Source organism: Gemmobacter fulvus (assembly GCF_018798885.1).
GTDB lineage: Bacteria > Pseudomonadota > Alphaproteobacteria > Rhodobacterales > Rhodobacteraceae > Gemmobacter > Gemmobacter fulvus.
On sequence record NZ_CP076363.1, the window covers coordinates 175,704 to 196,745 of the forward strand.

16 protein-coding genes are annotated in these 21,042 nt (G+C 63.5%); 3 read left to right on the forward strand and 13 right to left on the reverse strand.

Annotation, left to right across the window (positions count from 1 at the left end; translation table 11 throughout):
• Positions 1-7: 7 nt before the first annotated feature.
• From tcuB to KM031_RS19365, 6 genes are all read right to left on the reverse strand, one after another.
• The gene (tcuB, locus tag KM031_RS19340; RefSeq protein ID WP_215505513.1) at positions 8-1,108 is read right to left on the reverse strand and encodes a tricarballylate utilization 4Fe-4S protein TcuB; all 1,101 of its coding nucleotides are present in this window, start codon (positions 1,106-1,108) and stop codon (positions 8-10) included.
• Positions 1,098-2,489, reverse strand: a complete 1,392-nt coding sequence (tcuA, locus tag KM031_RS19345) for an FAD-dependent tricarballylate dehydrogenase TcuA (protein WP_246567101.1) — start codon at positions 2,487-2,489, stop codon at positions 1,098-1,100. The genes tcuB and tcuA overlap by 11 nt, the downstream gene beginning before the upstream one ends.
• On the reverse strand, positions 2,486-3,154 hold the full coding sequence (locus tag KM031_RS19350) for a GntR family transcriptional regulator (RefSeq protein ID WP_215505514.1): 669 nt from the start codon (positions 3,152-3,154) through the stop codon (positions 2,486-2,488). The genes tcuA and KM031_RS19350 overlap by 4 nt, the downstream gene beginning before the upstream one ends.
• Before the next feature lie 131 nt (positions 3,155-3,285).
• The gene (locus tag KM031_RS19355) at positions 3,286-4,401 is read right to left on the reverse strand and encodes a 4-oxalomesaconate tautomerase (protein ID WP_215505515.1); all 1,116 of its coding nucleotides are present in this window, start codon (positions 4,399-4,401) and stop codon (positions 3,286-3,288) included.
• A 63-nt stretch (positions 4,402-4,464) separates the two neighbouring features.
• The gene (locus KM031_RS19360) at positions 4,465-6,459 is read right to left on the reverse strand and encodes a tripartite tricarboxylate transporter permease (protein WP_369694663.1); all 1,995 of its coding nucleotides are present in this window, start codon (positions 6,457-6,459) and stop codon (positions 4,465-4,467) included.
• 103 nt (positions 6,460-6,562) lie between these two features.
• Complete coding sequence (locus KM031_RS19365) at positions 6,563-7,669, reverse strand: Bug family tripartite tricarboxylate transporter substrate binding protein (protein ID WP_215505516.1); 1,107 nt, start codon at positions 7,667-7,669, stop codon at positions 6,563-6,565.
• 153 nt (positions 7,670-7,822) lie between these two features.
• On the opposite strand from KM031_RS19365, the gene KM031_RS19370 reads away from it, so the two are divergent.
• From KM031_RS19370 to KM031_RS19380, 3 genes are all read left to right on the forward strand, one after another.
• A complete protein-coding gene (locus tag KM031_RS19370) occupies positions 7,823-8,488 on the forward strand; it encodes a response regulator transcription factor (protein WP_215505517.1) in 666 nt (221 codons plus the stop codon).
• Positions 8,488-9,855 (forward strand): sensor histidine kinase, encoded by a 1,368-nt coding sequence (locus tag KM031_RS19375; RefSeq protein ID WP_246567102.1) that lies wholly within the window; start codon positions 8,488-8,490, stop codon positions 9,853-9,855. The genes KM031_RS19370 and KM031_RS19375 overlap by 1 nt, the downstream gene beginning before the upstream one ends.
• A gap of 273 nt (positions 9,856-10,128) precedes the next feature.
• Positions 10,129-11,007, forward strand: a complete 879-nt coding sequence (locus KM031_RS19380) for a GNAT family N-acetyltransferase (protein ID WP_260692187.1) — start codon at positions 10,129-10,131, stop codon at positions 11,005-11,007.
• 65 nt (positions 11,008-11,072) lie between these two features.
• Here KM031_RS19380 and KM031_RS19385 read toward each other — a convergent pair whose 3' ends face one another.
• The 7 genes from KM031_RS19385 to KM031_RS19415 form a co-directional block, all read right to left on the reverse strand.
• Positions 11,073-12,524: an aldehyde dehydrogenase family protein gene (locus KM031_RS19385; RefSeq protein WP_215505519.1), complete on the reverse strand. Its 1,452-nt coding sequence runs from the start codon at positions 12,522-12,524 to the stop codon at positions 11,073-11,075.
• A 34-nt stretch (positions 12,525-12,558) separates the two neighbouring features.
• Positions 12,559-13,737, reverse strand: coding sequence for an alanine racemase (locus tag KM031_RS19390; RefSeq protein ID WP_215505520.1), 1,179 nt, complete (start codon positions 13,735-13,737; stop codon positions 12,559-12,561).
• Between the two features lie 67 nt (positions 13,738-13,804).
• Positions 13,805-14,683 carry an ABC transporter permease gene (locus tag KM031_RS19395; RefSeq protein WP_215505521.1) on the reverse strand — a complete coding sequence of 293 codons (879 nt, stop codon included), beginning with the start codon at positions 14,681-14,683 and terminating at the stop codon, positions 13,805-13,807.
• Between the two features lie 32 nt (positions 14,684-14,715).
• Positions 14,716-15,666 (reverse strand): ABC transporter permease, encoded by a 951-nt coding sequence (locus tag KM031_RS19400; protein WP_215505522.1) that lies wholly within the window; start codon positions 15,664-15,666, stop codon positions 14,716-14,718.
• Between the two features lie 81 nt (positions 15,667-15,747).
• On the reverse strand, positions 15,748-17,415 hold the full coding sequence (locus tag KM031_RS19405; RefSeq protein WP_215505523.1) for a peptide ABC transporter substrate-binding protein: 1,668 nt from the start codon (positions 17,413-17,415) through the stop codon (positions 15,748-15,750).
• 36 nt (positions 17,416-17,451) lie between these two features.
• Positions 17,452-19,116 carry an ABC transporter ATP-binding protein gene (locus KM031_RS19410; RefSeq protein ID WP_215505524.1) on the reverse strand — a complete coding sequence of 555 codons (1,665 nt, stop codon included), beginning with the start codon at positions 19,114-19,116 and terminating at the stop codon, positions 17,452-17,454.
• Between the two features lie 648 nt (positions 19,117-19,764).
• Positions 19,765-21,039, reverse strand: a complete 1,275-nt coding sequence (locus KM031_RS19415) for an NAD(P)/FAD-dependent oxidoreductase (RefSeq protein WP_215505525.1) — start codon at positions 21,037-21,039, stop codon at positions 19,765-19,767.
• Positions 21,040-21,042: the final 3 nt, after the last annotated feature.

A 21,042-nucleotide genomic window follows, 5' to 3' on the forward strand; every position in this document is an offset into this window, starting at 1 on the left:
CAGCGCCTCACTCGCCCCCGCTTGCGGGGGCGGGTTTGCCCGCCTCGGCCACCAGTGCGGCCAGCCGGAAGAACCCATGCACCATCTTGGAAAATGGCATCAGCAGAAACAGCACCATCACAGCCGCCAGATGGATCGCTAGCAAGGGGCCGACAAATCCGGTTCCGGTGACGAGGTAAAGCCCAAGGCCGGTCAGCGCCACCGCGCCCAGCAACAGGACAAAAGCCATCTCGCCGCCCCAGACCCGCGCCGCGCCAAGGGCAGGATCGGCCTTCAGCTTCAGCCACCCCAGACCGGCAGCCCCCGCCACCATCATCAGCCCACCCGGCACCCCCAGCAATTTGGGCAGAGACAGCAGGGGATAGGGCGCTTCCCAGCCAAGGATGTAGTGCATCAGTGTGCCGCTGGCGGTAGAGGCAAAGCACAGCAGGAACCCATACATCATCAGCTGATGGAACACCCGGCGGCGGTCGCTGAAACGGTCGCCCTTCTCGAAATTGCACCCCTCGCCATGGCCGCCCGACAGGTTCTTCATCCGTGCAGCAGAACCAAAGGCGTGCAGGACATGCGACAGCCGCACCCGGCCACCGCCCACCTCGCGCCAATAGTCGCGCAGCGACAGCGCAATCAGCGCCAGCGGCAGCACAAAGGCCGGAACAAAGACTGCGACCAGCGTATTGTGCGCCAGATAGGCGTAGAAGCCCGCACCCGTTTCGGGCCGCAGCGCCGTGATCGCCCAGAAGAACCAGGCAAGGATCACCACCAGCAGGCCCACCATCGCCACTCCATGCGACTGGAACAGCCGCGCCAGCGCCTGCGGCCGGGCCAGCCGCTCCCAACTGTCCACCCGCACCTCGGCCAGCACCGCTGGGATATTCAGCGCGAATTCATGCGGTTCGGTATATTGGCAGGCGTAGTAGCAGCCACGGCAATTGTGGCACAGGTTCGCGAGCTGCGTCAGGTCTCCATCGGCAAAGGCCTTTTGCCGGGTCATCGCCGGAAAGACGGAACAGAACCCTTCGCAATAGCGGCAGGCATTGCAGATCTCGATCTGGCGGCGGGCCTCGTCCATAGCGGACAGGGTCGGGAGAGTAAGGTCAAGCGACATGGGCGGCGGCCTCCTTGCCTGCGATGCGTCCGAAGACGGTGCCGATGGTCATGCCAAACCCGGCAAGATAGCCCTGCCCCAGAATCGAGCCGGCCATGATCTCGCCCGCAGCCCAAAGGTTGCGGATCGGGCCTTCGGCGGTGTGAACCTGCGCGCGGGCGTCCACCTTCAACCCCAGATAGGTGAAGGTCACACCGGGGCGCAGCTGGTAGCCATAGAAGGGCGGCGTATCCAGTGGCCGCGCCCAGTTGGTTTTCGGCACCTCCAGCCCTTCGGTGCGCAGCCCGTCCAGCTCGGTCGGGTGGAACGGGCCGGGGCGGCAGGCGGCGTTGAACGTGGTCACGGTGCGGCGCACGGCGGCGGGATCAAGGCCCATCGCAACTGCCACGCCCTCGATGGTGTCGGCCTTCACGGCGGGAAAGACCGAGGGCATGAACAGGTCGATTGATTTCGCGTCGATCAGCGCATAACCCACCTGATCGGGCTGGGCTGCAACCAGACGGCCCCAGATGGCATACCGCTTGGGCCAGACATCCTCGCCCTCGTCATAGAAGCGGTCGCCATCACGGTTCACCACGATGGAAAACGGCACGCAATCCAGCCGGGTGACGATGCCGCCATCATATTTCGGCGCGCGGCCATCAATGGCAACCGCATGGCACTGGGTCGGATCCCCGACACTTTCGGCGCCCTGATCCAACAGATCGCGCAAGACCACGCCACGGTTATAAGGCGTGCCGCGGATCAGGAAGTTGCGCGCCGCAGGCCCCCAGGCCCGGGCCAGCCAGTCAAGATCGGCCTGAAACCCGCCCGAGGCCAGCACAAAGCTGCGCGCCTTTACCGTGACGGGGCGGCCCGCAATCTCGGCCTCCAGATGCGAGATCAGATCGCCATCGCGATGCACATGGGTCACCTGCGCCTCGTAGGCAATCTTCACGCCAAGGTCGGTGGCCGTGTTGTAATAGGCATTCACCAAAGCCTTGCCACCCCCAAGGAAGAACGCATTGGTGCGCGACAGGGACAGCGTGCCCGACAGCGACGGCTGGAACCGCACCCCCTGCGCCATCATCCAGGGCAGGCACTTTTCCGAGGACCGGATCGCCAGCCGTGCCAGCGCCTCGTCGGTCTTGCCCTTGGTGACCAGCATGAGGTCGTGGATGTATTCCTCTTCCTCATAGGCATCGGTCAGCGGGAACATCGGCCCCTTGTGCATACAGCGGAAGTTGCGGGTGTGGCGGCTGTTGCCGCCGCGATAGGCAACCGGCGCGCCCTCAAGGATCAGCACGCTTGCGCCCTGCTGGGCAGCCGTGATGGCGGCGCACAGGGCCGCATTGCCCCCGCCCACAACGGCCAGATCGAAGATCTCGGGCCAGTCTTTCATGGTTCATCCTCCATCGGCAGTTCCCGTCCGCGCATCCCCCGGATGCGGGCCGACAACGCCGCCTCGACGTGGAAACGCATCGCCGCCTCGGCCCCGGCCCCGTCGCGCGCCACAAGCGCCTTCAGCACTGCGGCATGTTCGTCCACGGCGGTTCCGGCCCGGCCCGGATCGGAGAGCGTTGTCGGACCAAGGATCAGCAGCGTCTTTTGCAGCGCGCTCATCGCCTTGATCAGAAAGCGGTTGCGCGCCGCCTCGATCAGGGTGCGGTGGAACACTCGGTTGGCCTCACGCGCATGGGGACCGGCGGGGGCCGCGGCCAGTTCGGCGTTCAGCGCGGCGAGTTCCGCCAGTTCGATGTCAGAGGCCGCCCGCGCTGCCAACCGCGCCGCCGTGCCTTCCAGCACGGCGCGCATCTCATAAAGCTCCACCACCTCGGCATGGTCGAGGCTGCGGATCGTGGCCCCCTGCCGGGGCAGGTGAACCACCAGACCATCCGCCTCAAGCTGGCGGATCGCCTCGCGCACCGGAGTGCGGCTGATGCCCAGCCGTTCGGCCAGATCCGTCTCGCGCAGCCGCGCTCCGGGGGACAGCGTGCCGCTGCGGATGTCTTCCAGCAGGCGGCGATACGCCCCCTGCCCCTGTGGAATTTCGCTCTCGTCAGCCATGAAACGACTCGCCTCCTGTTTTCGTATCCTGACGTATACATTTGGATACAATTTTTGCAACCCGCAATCCGCACTCTGATGGCACCGCGAACGGGTGGGAAAATGGATTGGCTGCCCGGCCCCAAAGCCCGTCACCGGATCGGAGACATCGGCCTTACGTGCCCGCCCCAGACCGCGCCGGGCACCATCACCTCGCCCCGCGCCAGAAGCCGCGCCGTGCGCAAAAGACCCGCCGATTTCAGAGCAAAGCCGTCGGGACCCATCTCATATTCCACCGTCACGTCGATGACGCCGCCGGGATGTTCGATCAGCACCAGCGCAGGCGCGCCTTGCGGCGGATCAAACAACCCCTCGGCCACGGTGCCGGGCGTCAGAACGCAGGAGGCAAGACATTGCGCGCCCGTCACAGCCATGCTCGGATGGCAATTCCACGGCATGAAATAACGCGCGGTGATCGTGCCGCCCGCACGTGGTGGGGCCAACAGGGCGAATTTCGGCGTGACCGATTTCGACACATCCCCCAGACCCATGCGCTGCCCGGCCTCCTGCCGGATCGGCTCCATCCGCGCATAGAAGGCGCGATTGGCGTCCAGCTCTTCGACCGTTTCAAAGCCGGTCAGGCCGAAATCGGCGGCGCGGGCGATGCAGATCGGCATGGCCACATCCATGCAGGTGACCGCGATCCCGTCGATCTCATCGCGCAGATTGCCTGTGGGCAGCAGCGCTCCGGTCACCGATCCCACGACATCCATGAAGTTCAGATAGATCGGCGCGGCGGTGCCCGGCACGCCGTCAATCGCGGCCTCTCCGGCATAATCCACCTGCCCACCCGAGGTGCGCACCACCGCCTCGACCTTGGCACCGGTGTTGACCGACCGGATGCGGACGCGGGTCTGCGCGCCTTGCACGGGGATCAGCCCCATTTCCAGCGCCGCCGGACCGACACCCGACAGGATATTGCCGCAGGTCGGTTTGAAATCCACCAGCCCGTCTGCGACACTGACCTGCGCAAAGAAATAGTCGATGTCGCAATCCGCGCTGTCCGAGCGCGACAGCATGGCCACCTTGGTGGTGACCGCCGCCCCACCGCCGATGCCGTCGATGTTCAGCTGATGCCCCGATCCGACAGCGGCGACCAGAACCCGGGCAAGCGTTGCACGGTCTTCCGGCAGGTCTTCGCGGCGAAAATACGGCCCACGCGAGGTGCCGCCCCGGAAGAAATAAAAGGGAATGGCGGTCTGGGCCATCGTGTTCCTCCTGCATGCAAACAAAAAGGCCTGCGCAGCGATGCGCAGGCCCAAAGGCGCGGTTCAGCGCAGGGGCCAGGGCAGATCGACCACCGATTGCAACAGGCCCGAGGGGAAGTTCAGCGTCAGCAGCCAGGCGGCGGTGATGATGCCCCCCACCGCCCAGGCCGTCAGATGCAGGCTGCGCAACCATGTGGCACCTGCCCGCAACCGCATGAAGGCGAGGAAGAAAACCGCCACGGCCAGCACAAATCCCAGCAGCACGGCCAGCAGGATCAGCGCGGCCATCCAGCCCAGCCCAGCCCAGAGACCGCGCGGCGGCGCAGACCCGGATTGGGTATCAATCAGTTCGGCATCAAAATGGGAATGATGCCCCGGCTTGCCGTGCCACAGCTCCCACAGCAACACCCCCAGCATCACGATGCCCACAACGGTCACCGACAGCGGGAATACCTTGCCGAGGAAATCGTGCTGCAACGAGTCATACAGCGCGATGACCATCACCCCGAAGATCGCAGCCGCAAAACCGATCTGCGGCAGATGGGCGCGGAACTGCGGCACATCGGGCACGTCATCCGTAACCGGCACGACATTGCCATGTTCGTCCACCCGGTTGCGCAGGCCAAAGAACACCGAGGCCAGCGTCATCAAACCGATGATGATCACCCCGGTGCGGGTCAGGAACTCCCACCCATTGAACTGCACCGCCTGATACAGGAAGGTTTCGGCCTGCGGGGCCAGCACATAGCCGATCAGAAGGGCCGGGCGCGACCAGCCGAAGCGCTTCATCAGCACGCCCACCACCCCCAGCGCCAGCAGCGCCAGCAGATCGTTGACCGACCGGGTGGACTGGAAGGCCGCGAAGGCGATCATCACCATCAGGAACGGGGCCATGTATTGGAACGGCACCTTGGTCAGCCCGGAAATCGGACGGGCCAGCGCCACACAGGCCAGCGCGCCGAAGATATTGGCCAGAGCCAGCGACCAGATCATCGTATAGGTCAGGTGCAGATCGGTGGTGACCATCGAGGGGCCGGGTTCGATCCCGATCAGCACCATGCAGCCCAGAAACACCGCCATGGCTCCCGAGCCGGGAATACCGAATAGGATGGTCGGCAGCATCGCCCCGCCGGTCATGGCGTTATTGGCGCTTTCCGGCGCGATCACACCGCGGATATCCCCCTTGCCGAAGTTCGAGGTGTCCTTGGTGGTTTGCACGGCATGGCCATAGGCGATCCAGTCCACCACCGATCCGCCCAGGCCGGGAATGACCCCGACGATGCAGCCGACAGCCGCGCAGCGCAGCGACAGGAACCAGTTGTTGGCCCAGTCACGGATGCCGCGCGTCCAGCCCTTGCCCAGCGGCATTTCGCCCGCAATCGCGCTGTTGGAGCGCATCAGGTCGACGATCTCAGGAATGGCAAAAACGCCCATCCCGACGACGACCAGCGGGATGCCGTCGTAAAGATACTCGATGTCATAGACCAACCGGAATTCGCCCGTGGCCGGCGCGGCCCCGATGGAGCCGATCACAAGGCCCAGACAGCAGGCGGCAATCCCCTTGACCAAACTGCGCCCGGACAGAACCGCCACCATCGACAGACCCAGCAGCGCCAGCATGAACAGTTCCGCCGATCCGAAGGCAAGAATGACCGGACGTGCGATGAAAACGAACCCCGTCAGCACCACAGCGCCAAAGATCCCGCCAAACATCGACGAGATGAAGGCGGTCGACAGCGCGCGTGCAGCCTCGCCCTTCTTGGCCAGAGGAAAACCATCCAGAACCGTTGCCTGGCTTGATGATCCGCCCGGAATTCCCAGAAGGATGGACGAAAACGTGTCCCCCGTCGGCATGATGGCCAGAAGGCCGATCAGCATGGCAAGCGCCGAGACCTGATCCATCCCGTAGATGAACGGGATCAGCAGCGACAATCCGGCGATCCCGCCAAGCGCGGGAAGAACCCCGATGGCCAGCCCGAGCGCGATGCCCAGAAACATGTAACTGAGGTGCTGAAAACTCAGCAACTCGGAAAGGGCAGTGAATAGGGTATCTATCACGGTGGAAACCTCCCGTGTTGGTCGCGCGGTGGCGACAGGTCAGCGATATGTCAGGAATGGGGTGGCGGGCCTCGCTCAGGACGCCCGCCACAGGTGAAACGGATCAGTCTTCGCCGAGCTTGACGCCGTATTCCGAGGCCAGCATCTGCGCGACCTGTGTGCGAAGCTCCGGCGCGATGGTGGTGCCCTTTTCGAACAGTGCCTGCGCCAGCGGGCCAGTCACCTGTTCATAGGTGCCCAGAACCGACTCGGCACTGGCCAGATAATCGGGGTCGGCCTTCATGTCCTCGAAGGCCTTCTGATAGGTTGCCACGATTTCGTCCGGCGTGTCCTTGGGCAGGAACATCATCTTCTGGGCCGGGAAACCGGCAGTAAAGAAGGCGAAATAGGCCTCGTATTCCGGGCCGCTCGGCGCAGAGCCGGTCAGCGTCTGATAGGCCTCAACAAAGGTCGGAAGATCGGGGAAGGTCGGATCGCGCACCACCTCGCCCGCCTCGTTCAGCACACCCCAGCTGAACAGCGGCACCGCCTCTCCGGCCTCGACCAGCGGCTGCACGCTTTTGATATAGGCAGAGGACGTCTGATAGTCGATGTTCACCTCGCCCCGCTCGAACGCCAGACGGCCATCGCCCCGGCCCTTGAAGCCAAACACATGCTGGACATTGAAACCCATCAGTCGGAACCCGAGCAACGGCACGAGGTCTAGCGAGGTCGCGCCCTGGCTGGCATAGACCAGTTCCTTGTCCTTGAGCGCGGCAATATCTTCAGGCCCCTTCAGACCCAGGGACGGGGTGGTATAGACCACGCCACCGGTGGGGCCGGCCATGGCGATCTTCCAGTCCTTGTATTCATAGCGCACGCGCGGATCACCCAGCAGATAGGGAAACTGGGTGGAGCCCGAGGTGCCAAGGATCATCAGCCCATCCGGCTCGGCCCGGGCGGCGAACAGGTTGGTGCCCTTGGTCGATCCGCCGCCGGGCTCGTTCACCACAATCACCGTGGGCTGGCCCGGCAGGTATTTTGCCAGCAGCAGCGCGTTGAACCGCGCCCAGGTGTCAGACCCGCCCCCGGCCGAGAAGGGAATGATCCATTCGATCGTCTTGCCCGAGAAATCCACCTCGGCCGCAGCCTGCCCGGCCATGCCAAGAACCAGCCCGCCTGCGGCAAGCCCAAGCGCCACGCGCCGAGTGATGTTGAATTGGTTTTTCATGCGTTCCTCCCGTAGTGGTTATACCACGCCATGCCGCCCTCCGTTGCAGCGCAGCGTGATGCCCTTCTTGATTTCTCCCCCCAAGAACGGCTTGATGCAGAGCTTAAGGGTGGTTCCTGTCCGAAACCTGTCCTCCTTTCAAAAAGGCATTCCATGCGCGTGATCCTGGTGGAAGACAATCTGAGCCTTGCAAAGGGCATTGAAAACGCCCTGAAAGATCAAGGGCATGCCGTGGATCACCTGGAGGACGGGCTGGATGCCGATGCCTTTCTGTCGCGCCAGACGGCGGATGTGGCGATCATCGACATCAATCTGCCGCGTCTCTGCGGCCTCGAGATCATCCGCAGAATGCGCGCGCGCCGAGATACCATGCCCATTCTGGTCCTGACTGCGCAGGGCAAAACCTCGGATCGGGTTGAAGGTCTGGATGCCGGGGCGGACGACTATCTGGTCAAGCCTTTCGACATGGAAGAACTCGTGGCGCGGCTGCGCGCCCTGTCGCGCCGTCGCCCGCAGGTCGCCCCGACGCGCGAACCCGTCGGGCAGTTGCTTTACGACCGCGAACAGCGGATCGTCCTGCATGCCGACCGCAATCTGGACCTGCCGCGCCGGGAACTGGCGCTGTTCGAACTGCTGCTGGAAAATCGCGGGCGGCTGATCGAAAAAGACCGGATCGCCGATTCCCTCTATGGCACGGGCACACCCGTCGAACCGAATGCGGTCGAACTGCTGGTATCGCGCCTGCGCCGCAAGATCGACGGATCCGGCGTCACGATCCGCACGGCGCGCGGCCTTGGCTATATGCTGGACGAGATCTGATGCTGCGACGCCTGTCGCTGCGGGCACGGCTGTTTCTACTGCTGATCCTGCCGCTTGTCGCCGTGGCGGCGGCGGCATCCTTTGCGCGCTATCAGGCGGCGCATCGCATGTCGGAAGAACTCTATGACAACACGCTTCTGGCGGTGGCCCTGACGATCTCGCGCGATGTGGTGATCTCCGAAGGCGATGTGTTGACAGAACAGCTGCTTGACGAGCTGACAACCGCCTTGGGTGATCCCGTCTATTATCGCATCACCGGACCGGGCGGCAGTTTCGTGACCGGCTATTCCGACCCGCCGGATCTGCCCGATGGTGCGGTGATCGCGGGCGGTGAGCCGGTGTTTTTCGACAGTATCTCGCTGGACCGTCCGGTCCGTGCCGTAGTGCTGCGCGAATTCATCAGCGAACCGCAGTTTGGCGGCTGGGTCACGGTCGAGGTCTGGCAGACTGTCAGCCAGCGCATCGCCCTGTCGCGCGAGTTGGTCACCCAATCCGTCCTGCTGTTGGGATCGGTGATCCTGACCGCCGCCCTGATCCTGTGGTTCGGCATTCAACTGGGCCTGAAGCCGCTTCTGGATCTGCGCGACGCCATCGGCGAGCGCAGTGCCGACGACCTGCGCCCGATCCGCCGCTGGACACCGCCGGAACTGGGGCCGCTCGTCCAGACCACCAATTCGCTGTTTGACCGGCTGGCGCAGGCCTTCGCCTTGCGGGATGGTTTCATTTCGGATGCCGCGCATCAGATGCGCAACCCGGTTGCGGCGATCCAAAGCCAGGCCGAAGCCGCGATCAGCGCCCCGACCGAGGCCGAGCTGCGCGCCCGTGTGGTTGATCTGGCGGAAAGCGCTAGGGCAACAAGTCGGCTGACATCGCAGCTTCTGTCGCTGGAACGCGTGCGCGGCCGCAGCCTCAAGGCCCTGATGCAGCCGGTCGATCTGCCGGCGCTGATCCGCAACCGGATTCGCCCCTTTGCGGAAATACAGTTGCGGCGCGATGTGGATGTCGCCTTCTCGGTTCTAGGGACGCCCCGAATGATCGACTGCGACCCGGTTCTTGTCGAAGAGATGGTGGCCAATCTGCTCGACAATGCCGCCAAATATGCGCTTCACCCAGGCGGACATCTGGATGTGTCGGTGGCATTTCAACCGCGGTCAGTCAGCATGCGGTTTGCCGATGATGGCCCCGGCGTCCCACCAGAGCTGCGCGAGCGGATCTTTGACCGTTTCTTCCGGCTGGATGAAGATCAGTCACGCGGCTGCGGTCTGGGCCTTGCCATCGTCAGCGATGTGGCCCGCGCCCATGATGGAACGGCGCGCTGTTTTTCTGAAAGATCAGGGGCGGTCTTCGAGGTGACGTTTGACCGATGAACGACACCGCAATCGCAGGGGCTGCGTTCGCAAACAAGGCGGCAAGCTACAGGTTGTGGCCGCCGTGAACTCTGCTGTGTTTCGCAAGTGGCATGGCAGCTTTTTAACAGCCTGACAGAGCCGAAGATTGCGAGAATAACAGGCAAACAGCCGAAAATGCTGGCGTTGTTGTGCGAGGCTCGGCAGAAGATCAATGGCGAGGCACAGGCAATCCACGCCCGGACAGCCGCGCAATTGCCCAACGAACAAACCGTGAAGAGTGGATCAATTGACATGCAGCAATCAATGCACTTGAAATCCTTCGAATTGTTCGCCCACGACATCAATGACGTGGATGTCAAACTGCTGCATGCGCTGACAATCGCAGTGCGCTGGCCGCACCGACAGAAGGATTGGGAGTTTCTGCGGCGGGTCGGGCACGGCATCGTTGCCGTGGATGGCATCGGGCGTGTTTTTGGCAGTGCCATGTGGTTTCCCCAAGGCGATGATTTCGCCTCGATCGGTCTGGTGATCACGACGCCGCGCACGCAGGCGCAAGGCGGTGGGCGCTGGCTTATGGCGCAGGTTCTGGAACGCTGCGGCCAGCGCAATCTCGCGCTGAACGCAACCCATGCCGCCTATCCGCTGTATGTTTCGCTTGGTTTTACCAGCGAGGCGGTTGTCTATATGCGGCAGGGCCAGACGCAGCACACCCTGCCGCCGCTGCCAGAGCTGGAGGGAGAGCTGACGGCGCTGACAGGCGACCAGCTGGCCGAGATCGCGGCGCTGGATGCACGTGCCTTCGGCGCCAATCGCGCGCAATTGCTGGCATCCTTGTCGGGCGTTTCGTCGACAGTCGTTTTGTCGCGGGGCGGGAAAATCGCTGGCTATTCCATGTGTCGCGAATTCGGACGCGGCCATCAGATCGGCCCGACGATTGCCCTGAATGAACAGGACGCGGCGCATCTGACCGCAGCCCACCTCAAAGCCCTGCCTGGACGTTTCGCCCGTGTCGATACCCGCGAAAGAGACGGCATGTTTGCCGAATTTCTTGAGAACAGCGGCCTTGCCGTGGCCGAAACGGTGACGACAATGTCGAAGGGCCGCCGGTTTCTGAACCGCGAAGCCAACCAGCCCTGGGTCTATGGGCTGGCCGGTCACGCTGTCGGCTGATTGCGGTTCTGCCGGAACCTGCGACGGATCCTTGCGGATCACGTCGCGAGCCGTCCAAGCGCCAGTCAGAAATAACCGAGCATGGATTTGACTTCCAGATATTCCAGCATCCCCTCAAGCCCGTACTCCCGGCCATTTCCGGATTGCTTGAAGCCGCCAAACGGCGCGTGCGGATTCCAGGCCGGATAGTTGAGATGCACCTGACCCGCATGGATCCGCGATGCGGCATCCTTGACGGCCTGCATATTGCTGCCCTGCACATGCGCACCGAGGCCATAAACCGTGTCATTGGCAATGGTGATCGCCTCTTCCACCGTGTCATAGGGCAGGATGCACAGAACCGGGCCAAAAATCTCTTCCTGCGCAATCCGCATCTGCGTGTGCACGCCCGAGAAAATGGTGGGTTGCACATAAAGGCCCGCCGTCAGGCCGCTGGGTCGGCCCTGCCCGCCGACAAGCAGCTGCGCGCCTTCGGCGATGCCGACCCCGATCATGGTCTGGATGCGGTCAAACTGCGCACGGTTGGCGATTGCGCCATGCGTCGTCTCTTCTGACAGCGGATCACCGACAACGATCTGGCGGGCAGACTGTCTGGCAATCTCCTCGATCTCCGCAAGGCGCACGCGCGGCACGATCATGCGGGTCGGGGCGCTGCACGACTGGCCAAGATTGCGAAAGGCGGCGGCGACACCCAAAGACACCGCCCGCTCCATATCGGCATCGGGCAGGATCAGGTTCGGGGATTTGCCGCCCAGTTCCTGCGCAACCCGCTTCACCGTCGGTGCTGCGGCCTGCGCCACGGCAATCCCCGCGCGGGTCGAGCCGGTGATCGAGATCATGTCGACATCCGGGTGCGCGGCCAGCACCGCCCCCACACCCGCGCCATCGCCCTGCACCAGATTGAAAACCCCGGCAGGGAAACCGGCGTCCTCGATGGCCTCGGCGAACAGCAGCGCATCCAGCGGCGAAAGTTCGCTTGGTTTCAGCACGACGGTACAACCCGCAGCCAGCGCCGGGGCAACCTTCGCGGTGATCTGATAGAGCGGCCAGTTCCACGGCACGATCAGCGCGCAGACGCCAATCGCCTCCCGCGAGACAGCGGTGTGGCCACGCTGTTCGATGAAGGGGAAGGCCGTCAGAACATCGCGAGCGGTCTTCACATGGGCAATCGCCAGCGGCACCTGCGCCGTGCGCGCATAGCCAATCGCCGCCCCCATCTCCAGCGTCAGGCACTGCGCAAACAGCTCGCAGCGCACCTCAAGCAGGGCCTGAAGCCGATCCAGCAGCGCAGCACGGTGGGCCGGTTTGCTGCGGCTCCAGCCGTCAAAGGCCTTGCGCGCGGCCTGAACCGCTGCCTCCACATCACGATTGTCGCCAAGCGGCACCTCGCAAACCGTCTGTTCCGTGGCCGGGTTCACGATGACAGCCTTGCCGGTTCCGTGCGGCGCGACCCATTGGCCATCAATGAAAAACTTGCCCAGACGGTCGTTTCGGGTCAGGTGTTCGAGCGGGGTCATGTGAAAACCTTCATACATCTTGGATCCTTGGGCCTTACCAACCGCGGATACGGTCCCACCGCGCGTCAATCTCGGGGCTGTCGCCGCTGACGACACTGTAGAACTCATGCTGGGATGCCATCGCGCAGGCGTGGTTGGGCAGGATGCGCACGCGGGTGCCCACCGGCAGATCGGGCATGGGTTTGCCGGACCCCGGGCGGACCGTCAGGATGCCGTGTTCTTGGCTGGCCTGCGACACGATCACATCCGCCAGCATATGCCCTTGCAGATCACAGACCACGCCATAGCCCTGATCCACCGCCTGGCTGGCGGTGCCGCGATCCCGCGACAGCGCCATCCAGCCCGCATCAATCAGCACCCAGCCCTTTTCCGGTTTGGTGCCGATGACCGTCGCAAGAACAGAAATGGCGATATCGTCAACCGCGCATACCCCGACCCCATGCTGGACAAGGTCGAAGAACATATAGACCCCGGCCCGCAATTCGGTGACGCCGTCCAGATTTTCGGCAAAATGCGCCGTCGGGGTAGAGCCAAGGCTGACAATCGGGCAGGCATGGCCGTGGCGGCGCAACGTCTCTGCCGCACGCACGGTTGCCGCTCGTTCATTCTCGGCGGCCTGCACCAGTGCCTCGGGCGTGTTCAGCCCGTAGGATTCACCCGCATGGGCCAGAACGCCGACAAGCCTGGCCCCGGCGGCGACAATCCTGTCTGCCACCTCAAGCAGTCTCGGATCCTCCGGCTTCAGCCCGCCACGATGGTCGTCGCAATCCAGCTCGATGAAGACCGAGGGGGTCACGCCGGTGGCGGCGCGCACCTCGGCCAGCGCATCGGCTTGTTCGACGGTATCCAGCAGCAGTTTCAGATCGGCCCCGGTCCGGTGGCAAATCTCCATCGCACGCAGGGCCGATGCAGGGGACAAGCCGACCGCATAGGTCATGTCGCGATAGCCGTGGCTGGCGAAATACGCGGCTTCGGCCAGAGTCGAAACCGTGATCGGGCCGGGCTCGCCGGGGAACACCTGCCGGGCGACATCAATGCTCTTGGCAGTTTTCATATGCGGGCGCAGTACCACGCCAAGCTTTGCGGCCCGCTCTGCAAGCCGCTGGATATTGCGCTCCAGACGGTTCCGGTCCAGCAGCAGCGACGGTGTGATCAGGGCATCAATCGTCTTGGCAGACACGGTTGCAGGCTGGCTGGTTGCCAAATTGGTCATCTTCTCGGTTCCCATGTGATTCCGGTTCCTCGGCATCTAGCCGTTCCCGTGACGGAAGGACGGCGCATCAGACAGTGTCGTTGCGCACATCCAGCGCATCGCGCAGCCCGTCGCCGATGAAGTTGAAGCTCGACACGGCGATGGTGATGGCAGCCCCCGGAATGATCGCAAGCCAGGGCGCATTTGCCAGATATTGCTGTGCGCCGTTCAGCATGTTGCCCCAGCTTGGCAGCGGCGGCTGGATGCCAAAACCAAGGAAGCTGACATAGGCCTCCAGCAGGATGGCGCGGGCGACGGTCAGCGTTGCCGCGACGATGATCGGACCCATCGCATTGGGCAGGATCTCGCGGAACATGATATGGGCGCGGCTGAGGCCCAACATGCGCCCGGCCAGAACGAATTCCCGTTCCTTGAGCGAGCGGACCTCGGCCTCGACGATGCGCGCAACCTCCATCCAGCCGGTCACAGCAATGATGACCGTGATCATCATCGGGCTGGGTTTCAGCGCCGCCGACAGGGCCAGCAGCAGGAAGATCGACGGATAGGACAGAAAGCCGTCCACCGTGCGCATCAGCACCGCATTGATCCAGCCACCGCGATAACCCGCGATCACCCCGACCAGCGTGCCGACAAAGATCGACAGCAGCATTGCAGTGAACCCGACCAGCAGCGAGATGCGCCCGGCCATGAACAGCCGCGCCGCGATGTCCCGCCCCAGCGGATCGGTGCCCAGATAATGCTGGCCGGTCATCGGCGGCGCAAAGCGGGCGCGCAGGTCGATGTAGAGCGAGTCATAGGGCAAGAGATAGGGGCCGATGATACAGGCCAGCGACAGCAGGCTGATCATCACCAGCCCGAGCAGGGCGAGCCGGTGACTCAGGAACCGGCGCATCACACGCGTTTGCCACCAGCGCTGCGTGGTCGGGACTGCGGTAAGAACGGTCATGTCGTTGCCTTCCTCTTTCTGTGGGCCAGGCGTCAGGCCAGACGAATGCGCGGATCGACCAGCGCAACGACGATATCGGCGATAAGATTTCCGGCGATGGTGAGCAGGGCCGAGAACATCAGCAGACCCATCACGACCGGATAGTCGCTGTAGCCCAGGCTATCGAGGAACAGCCGCCCCATGCCGGGCCAGGTGAACACGGTTTCCGTCACCAGCGCGCCGGTCAGGATCGACGGCAGCTGCACACCTGCCAGCGTGATCATCGGCAAAAGCGCGTTGCCGACCACATGCTTCATGATGACCCGCCGTTCGGTGACACCTTTGGCGCGGGCAGTTTTCACGAATTCCTGGCTGATCACATCCAGCGTCGCCCCCCGCATGAAGCGGCTCCAGATCGCGATATGCACCAGCGCCAGCACAGCCGAGGGCATGATAAGGTGATGCAGGTAGTTCAGCACCGACCCATCGCCGATGGTGTACATATTGCCCGCGGGCAACCAGTCGAGCCGCAGCGAAAAGACATAGATCCCGATCAGGCCGAACCAGAAGGTCGGGATCGACAGGGCGACCATGGCCCCGACGGTCGCCAGATAGTCGAAGGCCGAATAGCGGTGCGTCGCCCCCCGAATGCCGATCCATGTGCCGATGGCTATGGCGATGGCCGTCGACGATCCCATCAGCAGGAAGGTCGCAAAGATATGGCGGCCAATCACGCTCGTGACCGGATTGCCGTCCCGGAACGAGGTGCCCCAGTCGCCGTGCAGCAGCCGCCAGGCCCAGTCGAAATACTGAACCCAGATCGGTCGGTTCAGGCCAAGCTGTTCGGCAAGCCGGTTCATGTCATCCTGGGTCATGCCCGGATCGAGCGCATATTGCGCCATCGGCCCGCCGGGAATGAGGTTGAGCACGGTGAAGCCGATGATCGACACAATCACCAGAAGCACGATACTCTGGATGAAACGCTTAAGCAGGAATGCGGGCATGATGTCCTCCGTTCGAGACAGGCTGAGGCGCGGCAGGGATGCCGCCCGCGACCTTGATGGTCACGGGCGGCGACTGTCGGATCAGGCCCAGTACCAGCTTGCCGCCTGCCAGGATTCGGTGCGGGTATTGGCATTGGCGGTAAAGCCCTCGATGCCCGTCTTGATCCCGTAGACCGAGGTATTGGCGAACAGCGGCAGCAGCGGCAGATCCTGCCGGATGATCTCTTGCACCTTGAGATAGATCTCGCGGCGTTTCTCGGTGTCGAAGGTGCGGCTGCCCTCTTCCAGCAGGGCGTCAACCTCGGGGTTGGAGTATTGCGCGTTGTTCGACCCGCTGCCCCCCTTGGCCGCAATCGCGTTGGTGTGGAAGCGGTTGGTCACATCGGGGTCCGACCCGATCAGATAGGTGATGCCGACCATCGCCGAGTCGAATTGCGACTGGGTCCAGAAATCGCCCCACATCACGGCAGAGGGCAGGTTCTCGATCTGCATTTCCACGCCGATCTCGGCGAAGGTCTGCTGGATGAACTGCTGGGCCTGTTCCCGCAGGTGGGCACCCGCCGTGGTGGAGTTCTTGAACGACAGGCGCACGCCATCCTTGGCCCGGATGCCATCGGCCCCCGGCACCCAGCCCGCGTCATCCAGAAGCTGCCGCGCGCGGTCGAGGTTGAATTCATGCTTCGGCAGATCCGGGTTGTAGAAGACGGATTGCGTCGGCATGAAGGTTTCGGTTTCGCGCGGAACACCGTAGTTCAGCGCATCAATGATCGCCCGGCGGTCAATCGCGGCATACAGCGCTTCGCGCACCGCCCGATCCTTGAACTGCGGCTTTTCCTGATTGAGGTAGATCGACTCGACCGAGCCTTTCGGCACCAGCGTCACAACGCGGTCGGCCAGCGTCTGCGCCTCGGCATAGTTGTCGGGCGTGATATAGGCCTGCCCCACGATGTCGATGTCACCGCTGCGGAACTGGGTATACAGCACCGTCATGTCGGGGATGTATTTGAAGATCAGGTTCTCGATATAGGGGCCTTCACCGTAGTAATCGGCGTTGGCAACCAGTTCGAGACGGTCCCCGGCAATGCGCTCACCCCATTTGAAGGCCCCGGTGCCGATCGGTGCCTGATGGAAGGCGCCCGCGTTCGGGTCGGTTTCCTTTTCCAGAATGTGCTTGGGCACGATGAAAGTTTCGGTGAGGAACGAGATATAGGGCGCAAAGGCCTCTTCCATCCGCCAGGTGATCTCGGTCGGCGACACCACGGTGATATCGCGGACCAGCGAATGGCCGGTCGTGCGCCAGGCCCGGAAATCGGGGTTGGTGATCAGTTCCAGCGTGAATTTCACGTCTTCTGCGGTGAAGGCCTCGCCGTCGTGCCAGCGCACATCATCGCGCAGGCGGATGCGCCAGTTCAGCCCGTCCTCCGAGATCCCGCCGTTGGTTTGGTCGGGCACTTCGGCGGCCAGATTGGGCAGAACGACCCCATCGGGGCTGATGCGGAACAGGGCGTCAAACACCGAAAAGATCACGCCGTCATCGGTCTCGATATGCGCCATCAACGGGTGGAACACGGTCGGTTCCTGCGACAGGCCCACGATCATGCGCCCGGTCGGGGCGGAAGGCGGGGTGGCGGCAAAGGCGGGTTTGCCCAGAAGGTTGGTCCCGATCAGACCGACGGCGCCGCCGGCAAGCATCATGTGCAGCGCCGCACGGCGCGAGAGGTTCAACTTTCCTGTGGTGGTCTTGGTCATAGTATAGCTCCCTGAGTAGACCTTTGGTCTTTGTGGTTAAAGTTCGGCCGCCATGGGCTGAAAGCCCTGGGGGCGTTCACCGGGAATGGCGGCAACCAGTTCCCGCGTGTAGGCGGATTGCGGATTGAGAAAGATCTGCGAGGGCGGGCCCTGCTCGACGATCCGGCCTTTCTGCATCACCGCAATCTGGTCGCAGATCTGGCTGGCCACGCGCAGATCGTGGGTGATGAAGATCATCGACACCCCGGTCTCGCGCTGGATCCGATCCAGAAGTTGCAGAATCTGCGCCTGAATCGACACATCGAGCGCCGAAACAGCCTCGTCTGCGATCAGCAGTTTCGGTTTGAACATCAGCGCCCGCGCGATGCCGATCCGCTGGCGCTGACCGCCCGAAAACTCGTGCGGATACCGGTCAAAGGCCCCCGCATCCAGCCCGACGAGATTGAGAAGATCCCGCGCCTCGGTGCGCGCCGTGGCAAAGTCCGCGCCATGGGCGATGGGGCCAACGGTCAGGATGCGGCCAATGGTCATGCGCGGGTTCAGCGAGGCGAAAGGATCCTGAAAGATCAGCTGGATCTTCTGGCGCAGGGCGCGAAAGCCCGCTTCCTGCAAGGGCGCAATATCGGTGCCGTCAAACAGGATACGGCCGCTGTCGGCCTGCATCAGCTTGATCAGAAGCCGCCCCAGCGAGGATTTGCCCGACCCGCTTTCCCCCACCACACCCAGCGTGCGACCGGGTGCCACCTCAAACGAAACCCCGTTCACCGCAGGCACCACGCGCAGGGTGCGCAGCAAGGCACTGCCGCTGCGATAGGTTTTCGCCAGATTTTCGACCTTGATGACGGGTTTCGTATCGGTGGTCGCCATCGGCGTGCGGTCTATGCCGGTCAGATGTGGAACGGCGGCAATCAGGCGGCGGGTATAGGGATGGTCGGGCGATTGCAGCACCTTCTTGGCGCTGCCCTGTTCGACCACCTTGCCTTTTTCCATCACCACCACGCTGTCGGCGATCTCGGCCACGACGCCGAAATCATGGGTGATGAACATCACGCTCATGCCCTTGCGGTGCTGGATCTCGCGGATCAGCTTGAGGATCTGCGCCTGCGTGGTCACGTCCAGGGCCGTCGTCGGCTCGTCTGCGATCAGGATGGTCGGCTCCAGCGCCAGGGCCATCGCAATCATCACCCGCTGGCGCTGGCCGCCCGACAGGCGGAACGGATATTGATGATACATCAGTTCGGGATCGGGCAGACCGACCTCGGTCATCAGCTCGATCGCGCGTTCGCGCCGCGAGGTCGGGTTGCCAATGCCATGCGCCTGCATCGCCTCGTCGATCTGCGCCCCCACCGTCATCAGGGGATTGAGCGCCGAAAGCGGATCCTGAAAGATCATCGACACAACACGCCCGCGCAGGCTGCGCAGCGTCTCGGGGCCCAGACCGATGATCTCGCGCCCCTCCACCTCGATCGAGCCGGCCGTCACCTCGATGACCTTGGGCAGAAGCCCCATGATCGTATTGGCCGTCACCGACTTGCCCGAGCCCGATTCCCCGATCACACAAAGGATCTGGCCGCGCCGCAGTTCAAAGGAGATGTCCTCGACTGCATGCGTCCGCTCCATCCCTTTCGGCAGGCTGATGGTAAGCCCACGAACCGACAGTGCCACGTCGGGCTTGGCTACGGCGTGGATGCTTGCAATCATCGGCTGTTCTTCCTTTCCACGTTGGCGCAGGGCTGCGCACTCGCTCTGGTTATCGGTCGGCTGCGCGCTCATGCCGGAAGCACGGCGCGCCACACGTTGCCTTCTGGTCTGTATGGGCCATCGCGCTGGATCATTTCGGCTGTTTTCCTGCGTGGAAGCGCAGATTCTGCCGCGTCCGATCCCTCTTGAACTGCTGTAAGTTTGCCTCTTCTGCGGCAGGAAGTCTGCCGTAAGCTGGCGGCTTCGCAGCATGAGAGACTGTAGTTGGCGCTGCGTGAGGCACATAATTCTGCCTGGCCCGAGGGGGGTGGAGAGGCTCGGCAAGGCAGGTGTTCTGCGACAAAAAGCGCCCGCGCCAATCTGGTCCGGCCAGCACGGAACAGCGCAGCGTTCCCGCCGCGCAGCGCAGGATCAACTGGTGAAAATCATGTGTTCTGAGGGGTGAAGGGGGTAAAGCCTGACACAGCCGCAGCACCCGCTGCCGAGGGCCGGAGGTCAACTTGCCGAAGGGTCAGAGCGTCTGGCAAAGGCTGTCCCGCCGGGACATTCAGCGCGCCACGCGGCGGGCAATCAGAGGGGGCGGCACCGCCTGTCAAACCGGCGATGCCATGTGCTTGCAGGCCCGATCCGGGCCTGCGCAGGGCCGACTTATCGGACCAGATCCTTGATCCGGTAATAGGCCCCCAGAACCGGCAGAAACCACGGGCGCCCGAAATATCCCGGGATCGCGGGCCAGTTGAAGTCTTTCCACGGGTTCAGATCGGCCTTGCCATCCATGACATCCGCCATGATATGCCCCATCAGCGTCGACATATGGGTGCCGTGGCCACTATAGCCCATGGAATAGTAGATGCCGTTGCGCTCGCCCGCGCGGGGCAGACGGTCCTGCGTCATGTCGACCAGCCCGCCCCAGCAATAGTCGATGCGCGTTCCGGTAAGCTCCGGGTAGACATCGACCATCACCGCTTTCAGGATCTCGCCGCTTTTCTGATCGGATTGCGGGTTGGTGCCCGCAAACCGCGCCCTGCCCCCGAACAGCAACCGGTTGTCGGGGGTCAGCCGCCAGTAAACCACCAGATTGCGCGTATCGACCACCATGCGCCGCGTCGGCATCAGGCGGGCCAGCTGCTCCGGCGACAGCGGTTCGGTCACGATCAGGAAGGCCCCCACCGGCACGATGCGGCGGCGGATCCATCCAAGCGGCCCGACCTGCGAAATGCCGCTGGCCAGCATGACCTGACGGGCGTGGATGGTGCCTTTCGGCGTTTCGACCCGATGGCCGTCGGCGCTTTGGTGCAGCCCGGTCACCGGGGCATGTTCATGGATCTCGGCCCCGGTGCGGGCGGCGGCGGTCGCCAGCCCGCGCACAAAGCGACCGACATGCATGCCCGCGCTTTTGGGGAACAGCAGGCCACCATGGTAACGGTCGGTGCCCACTTCGTCGCGCACCTTGCTGCGGGGCACCATTCGCGTCTCGGGGTCCGGCCCCGCCGCCAGCAGCTCCTGGCTGCGGGCCAGCATGTCATAATGTTCGGGCTTGACCGCCAGTTTCAGCTTGCCGACGCGGGCAAAGCTGCAATCAATCTGCTCTTCCCGCACCAGCCGCTCGACCAGATCAACGCCGGCATCGAAGGTCTTGTAGAGCCTGTCCGCAACGTCCTTGCCGTATTTGCCCGACATGACGGCATAGTTCTGCGCAAAGCCATTGTTGCACATGCCGCCATTGCGACCGGATGCGGCATTGCCGATGGTATCGGCCTCCAGCAGCGCAACCCGCGCGCCCTTGCGGGCCAAGGCCAGCGCCGCCGAGGCCCCGGTCAGGCCACCGCCCACCACGGCCACGTCATAACGGCCCTCAAGCGGCCTGGTCGCGCCTTGGTCGAAGCGCGCCGAGGTATCCAGCCAATAGGATGTCAGTTTCATTGT